Origin of the sequence: Clostridium sp. AF36-4 (genome assembly GCF_003435975.1) — a bacterium.
GTDB lineage: Bacteria > Bacillota > Clostridia > Lachnospirales > Lachnospiraceae > Eubacterium_F.
Genome location: NZ_QTVH01000072.1, coordinates 1 through 537, shown reverse-complemented (window position 1 = coordinate 537; position 537 = coordinate 1). Strand labels below are relative to the sequence as shown.

General features: G+C 46.6%; 1 protein-coding gene. It reads right to left on the bottom strand.

The window, feature by feature from the left end; translation table 11 throughout:
- Positions 1-537 (bottom strand): hypothetical protein (locus DW005_RS13960; RefSeq protein WP_207658756.1); only part of this gene is annotated, 537 nt, incomplete at both ends.

Sequence of the window (537 nt, the reverse complement as noted above, 5' to 3'; positions counted from 1 at the left end):
CGGGTTAATTTTGGATTTCTTATAGGTATAATCATAATACTTTTTGTTGGTTTTATATTTATTCGGATTAAAGCTGCTGACAACCGTTACCGTGCGGAGTCCTTCATTTCCGTACTGCCAGACTTCATAAGCGGTTTTCCAGTTGCCCTTATCGTCTTTTTCCCGCTCCCTGAAATCGTCATAGGAACGGAGTCCGTCGGTTCCTTTTTTCTGGAAATAGTCATACTTTGTACCGTTTGATTTCTTTCCGGTTTTATTGTCTTTTTCATACTCTCTGGTGACATAAAACTGCTCCGTCACCACATCCCTCTTCTGCCCGGTTCCCACTTCTTTTTCACCGCGCAGCGAGCAGGCACGGTACTCATAGTGGGTCTCACTGCCGTTTGCCTTACATTTTGTCAAAAGGTAGCTCTGGTTGGTGGAAACTCGCTGGGAAGCGATTCCCGCTCCGGAAGTATTCATCATCCGTTCCACGGTTCGGTATGTATAGGTTTCCCGGCTTCCATCGACGGTTGCCGCCGTAAGCACAAAGCCGTT